The 4640-nt window shown below is 69.8% G+C and carries 4 protein-coding genes and 1 pseudogene; 4 read left to right on the forward strand and 1 reads right to left on the reverse strand.

From position 1 onward, the window contains the following. From GT030_RS03855 to GT030_RS03865, 3 genes and pseudogenes are all read left to right on the forward strand, one after another. Window positions 1–774 (forward strand): FUSC family protein (locus tag GT030_RS03855; RefSeq protein ID WP_161199842.1); only part of this gene is annotated, 774 nt, incomplete at its 5' end. Window positions 775–1093: 319 nt separating this feature from the next. Beyond that, window positions 1094–1306: pseudogene (locus GT030_RS03860) on the forward strand (peroxidase); the annotation flags it as partial. A 111-nt stretch (window positions 1307–1417) separates the two neighbouring features. Then, entirely contained in the window at window positions 1418–2857 is a 1440-nt protein-coding gene (locus GT030_RS03865; protein ID WP_161199843.1) for a glutamate decarboxylase, read from the forward strand. Between the two features lie 196 nt (window positions 2858–3053). Here the strand turns inward: GT030_RS03865 and GT030_RS03870 are convergent, their stop codons facing one another. Further along, window positions 3054–3497, reverse strand: a complete 444-nt coding sequence (locus tag GT030_RS03870; protein WP_161199844.1) for an Hsp20/alpha crystallin family protein — start codon at window positions 3495–3497, stop codon at window positions 3054–3056. A gap of 190 nt (window positions 3498–3687) precedes the next feature. Here GT030_RS03870 and GT030_RS03875 point away from each other — a divergent pair. Then, on the forward strand, window positions 3688–4640 hold a 953-nt coding region (locus GT030_RS03875), incomplete at its 3' end, for a Clp protease N-terminal domain-containing protein (RefSeq protein WP_161199845.1).

The raw sequence follows: 4640 nt of genomic DNA on the forward strand, positions 1-4640 counted from the left end.
CGCCGGGCCGCCGCCTTCCTGCCGACCGCCGTACGGACCTTCGTCGGCACCGCCGCCGCGGGCGGGACCGCCCTCTTCCTCGGCGTCGGCCACAGCTACTGGGCCGCGATCTCCGCAGCCGCCGTGCTGCACTCCGTCAACGTGTGGAGCACCATGCAGCGGGCCGTGCAGCGCACCCTCGGCACCGCCATCGGCCTGCTGCTGACCAGCGCCGTCCTCGTCCTGCATCCCGGCCCGGTGGCGATCATCTGCCTGATCATCGTCTTCGAGTTCTTCCTGGAGTACGTCGTCGCCCGCAACTACGGTCTCGGCGTCGTCTTCCTCACCCCGCTCGCCCTGCTGCTCAGCGAACTCTCCTCGCCCGTCTCCGCCTCCCGGCTGCTGCACGACCGCGTGATCGGCAGCGGCATCGGCATCGGCGTCGGCCTGGTCTGCGCCCTGCTCCTGGTGCACGGCCGGGCCACCGTCCGGATACGGGAGGCGGTGCACCTGTGCACGGTCGTCTCCGACCAGGCCGAGCAAGCCCTGCACAGCACGGCCGCCCGGCGCCGGGTGACCCAGGTGCAGTTGGCCGCGTCCACCGTCGAGCTGTACGAGGCCAAGGAGGCCGCGAGCGGCGAACTGCGGCCCACCGGCGTCGACCCCGCCGTCGTCGCCGCCGCCGAGCACCGCGCGTACGACCTGCTGGGCCGGCTCAGCCGTGCCGTGCTCGCCGACGACCGGGCCGGACGCGGCCGGGGCCGCAGACGCCCCGGAGCGACTCGTCCCTCCTGAGCCGCAAAGGCTCGGCTTTACTTCCACAAACCGTTCCGCGCGCACCGGCCCCGTGCCCCGTGACGGCGAATTCGCGGGGTTCGGTGCGGCCGATATGAACGGGCCGCGCCGTCGGCGTGAATCCGCACGACAAACCGCCCGGAGCGTCTATGTTCGTCTCGCGCGCAAGCTGATCGGAAAGCAGGCTTCCATGACCGGGACACAGCCCGTCGTCGTCCCTCCGGCCAGGGCGGCGGTATTCCGCGTGGTCACCATCGATGAGGGCGGCGAGGACACCGCACGAGGCCTGCTGGAGGACGTGCAGTCGCTGCGTCGCTCCATCGGCTACACCCGTACACCCGACATCACCGAGCAGATGCTCCGGAACGTGTTCCTCGGCCGGCGGCCCGGACAGCACGACCAGATCCTCGACTGCTCGACCGCCGTCACCGGTTGCCTGTTCCACGTCCCGACCGTCGCCTTCCTCGACACGCTGCCCGCCGCCCCCGGGAAGAAGGCGGCCGAGCGGGACATAGCCCTCAACGCCTCATAAGCCCCAGACGCCTGAACGGACGGCACCGGCCCTCTCTCAGGGCCGGTGCCGTCCGTGCGTTCAGGCCCCAACCCTCCGCCAGCGGACGCTGACCGGACCCAGGAAGCACTCATGTCGCCTCTCTCGCACGGCACTTCCCAGCAGCACCCCGACGAACCCGCCCTCGCCCTCAACCCGTTCTTCGGGCAGGCGAACCCGGTGAGGGAAATGACCGAGGAGCCGCCCAAGCACCGCCTGGCGGAACTGCCGTTGCCCCCCGACACCGCCTATCAGGTGGTCCACGACGAGCTGATGCTCGACGGCAACGCCCGGCTCAACCTCGCCACCTTCGTCACCACCTGGATGGAGCCCCAGGCCCGGCGGCTGATGGGGGAGTCCCGCGACAAGAACATCATCGACAAGGACGAGTACCCGCGCACCGCCGAGCTGGAGCGGCGCTGCGTGGCCATGCTCGCCGACCTGTGGAACGCCCCCGACCCCTCGCAGGCCGTGGGCTGTTCGACCACCGGCTCCAGCGAGGCGTGCATGCTCGCCGGGCTCGCCCTGAAGCGCCGCTGGACCCAGCGCAACGCCGACCGTTACCCCGGCAGCGCCCGCCCCAACCTGGTCATCGGCATCAATGCCCAGGTCTGCTGGGAGAAGTTCTGCAACTACTGGGAGGTCGAGGCCCGCCAACTCCCCATGGAGGGCGACCGGTTCCACCTCGACCCGCACGAAGCGGCCGAGCTGTGCGACGAGAACACCATCGGTGTCGTCGGCATTCTCGGCTCCACCTTCGACGGCTCCTACGAGCCCATCGCCCAGCTCTGCGCCGCCCTCGACGCCCACCAGGAGCGCACCGGTCTCGACATCCCGGTCCACGTCGACGGCGCCTCGGGCGCGATGATCGCCCCGTTCCTCGACCCCGGCCTGGAGTGGGACTTCCGGCTCCCGCGCGTGGCCTCGATCAACACCTCCGGCCACAAGTACGGGCTGGTCTACCCCGGCGTCGGCTGGGCCCTGTGGCGGGACAAGGAGGCGCTGCCCGAGGACCTGGTCTTCCAGGTCAACTACCTCGGCGGCGACATGCCGACCTTCGCCCTCAACTTCTCCCGCCCCGGCTCCCAGGTCATCGCGCAGTACTACACCTTCCTGCGCCTGGGCCGCGAAGGCTTCCGCGCGGTCCAGCAGGCCACCCGCGACGTCGCCATGTCGCTGGCCCGGAAGGTCGAGGAGATGGGCGACTTCAAGCTGCTCACGCGCGGCGACCAGTTGCCGGTGTTCGCCTTCACCACCGCCGACCACGTCACGTCCTACGACGTCTTCGACATCTCCCGCCGGATGCGGGAGACCGGCTGGCTGGTGCCCGCGTACACCTTCCCGCGCAACCGCCAGGACCTCGCCGTGCTGCGGGTGGTGTGCCGCAACGGCTTCACCCGCGACCTCGCCGACCTGTTCGCCCAGGACCTCACCCGGCTGCTGCCCGAGCTGCGCGACCAGCCGCACCCGATGGTCCGCGACCACCAGGCCGGGACCGGGTTCCACCACTCGGAGAACCGCGCGGAGCGGTAGCCCGCCAAGAACGATTCTCGTACAGGCGCTTGACCGTCGCCTCGCGCCGCACGCCCGCAGCGGGGCGATGTTCCTGGTCACCGGCTGAACCTCTTCGACGAGGTCGACATCACCGTGACGCCTGCCGCTCAGGCGTCACTCCAAAAGCGGCCGGCCTTTTCCGCGAGGGCCGGTCGCTTTCGTATGTACCGCGCTTTCAGGCACCGATTTCGATCGAGCGCCGGGTCGCCGTCTGGGATTTCGGCAGCCGGACCGTCAGGACACCGTCGGAGAGATCGGCCTGAACGCCCTCGACATTGACGTCACCGGGGACCCGTACCCCGTAGGAGAAACTGCCGTCCCTGCGGCGCAGGGCGTTTCCGCCGGTGCTCTCGTCGAGCGAGCCGTGAATGTGGAGTTCTCGGCCGTCGACCTCGATGTTCACGCTCTCGCGGGGAATGCCCGGCAATTCGGCGCGGATCAGATAGGCGTCGCCCGCGTCCTCCTCCTCGACCAGCGGCATCCAGTGCCGGGCCGGCTCGGCCGGCTGCGCTGACTGCTCCACCAGGCGGCTGACCTCGCCCCACAACTGCTGGAGTTCCACCACGGGATCGTGACCGGCCCACCAGGCCGACCTCGCAACGCCCGCACGTTCGCTCATGCCCGGACTCCTCTTCTTCTCGCGTGCATATAAAGGAGTGTGCACAACACCCTCGACAGCGGCAGCAAGGCTCAGGCAAATGGGTGGGGAAAGCCCGGAAATCCCTTGGGGGAGCTTGCTTCCTCGGGTTGCGAGGCCCTGGACATCGCGGTTCAGTGAGAACCTGATCCGTCGCGCACCAGGAGCTGCCATGTCGATGTCGTTCGGTTCACCGTTCGGTTCGTCCGACCCTTTCAGCGACCTGCTGAATCGGTTCTTCGGCATGTCACCGGCGTCATCGCCCCCTGCTGTGCAGCGAGTTCCCATCGGCCGGCTGCTGACGGAGTCCTCGCAGGAACTGCTCAACCTGGCCGCGCAGAAGGCCGAGGAGGACGGCACCTCCGACCTCGACACCCAGCACCTGCTGTGGGCCGCGACCAAGGTCGAGCCCAGCCGCCGCATCCTCGCGCAGGCCGGGGTCGACCCCGACAAACTTGCCCAGACGATCAGTGAGGTGCTGCCCGGCGAGTCCGCCACCCCGTCCGCCGAGCCGGGCCTCACCCCGGCCGCCAAGCGCACCCTGGCCGACGCCTTCGCTCAGTCCCAGGCGGCCGGCAACTCCTACATAGGCCCGGAGCACATCCTGGCCGCGCTGCTGGACGACCCCGACTCCGGCGCGGGCCGCCTGCTGTCCTCCGAGGGCGTCGACAGCAGGAAACTGGCCTCCCGCTCCGAGCAGGCCGCCCGCCCGGACCAGGGCCGCGCCGGGGGAGGGCCGACCAGCACGCTGGACGAGTTCGGCCGCGACGTCACCGAGGAGGCCAGGCAGGGCAAGCTCGACCCGGTGGTCGGACGCGCGGACGAGATCGAGCAGACGGTCGAGATCCTCTCCCGCCGCTCCAAGAACAACCCGGTGCTCATCGGTGAGCCCGGCGTCGGCAAGACCGCCATCGTCGAGGGACTCGCCCAGCGCATCGTGATCGGGGACGTACCCGACACCCTGAAGGACAAGCGGGTCGTAGCCCTCGACATGTCCGGCCTGGTGGCCGGTGCCCAGTACCGCGGCCAGTTCGAGGAGCGGCTGAAGAAGGTCATCGAGGACGTCCAGGCGTCCGAGGGCGAGATCATCCTCTTCATCGACGAGCTGCACACCGTCGTCGGCGC

Source organism: Streptomyces sp. SID1328 (assembly GCF_009865595.1).
GTDB lineage: Bacteria > Actinomycetota > Actinomycetes > Streptomycetales > Streptomycetaceae > Streptomyces > Streptomyces griseoluteus.

Coding starts and splice junctions, on each gene's coding strand:
- GT030_RS03870 (WP_161199844.1), bottom strand. CDS start 3,497: ATGAGCGAACGTGCGGGCGTTGCGAGGTCGGCCTGGTGGGCCGGTCAC.
- GT030_RS03865 (WP_161199843.1), top strand. CDS start 1,418: ATGTCGCCTCTCTCGCACGGCACTTCCCAGCAGCACCCCGACGAACCC.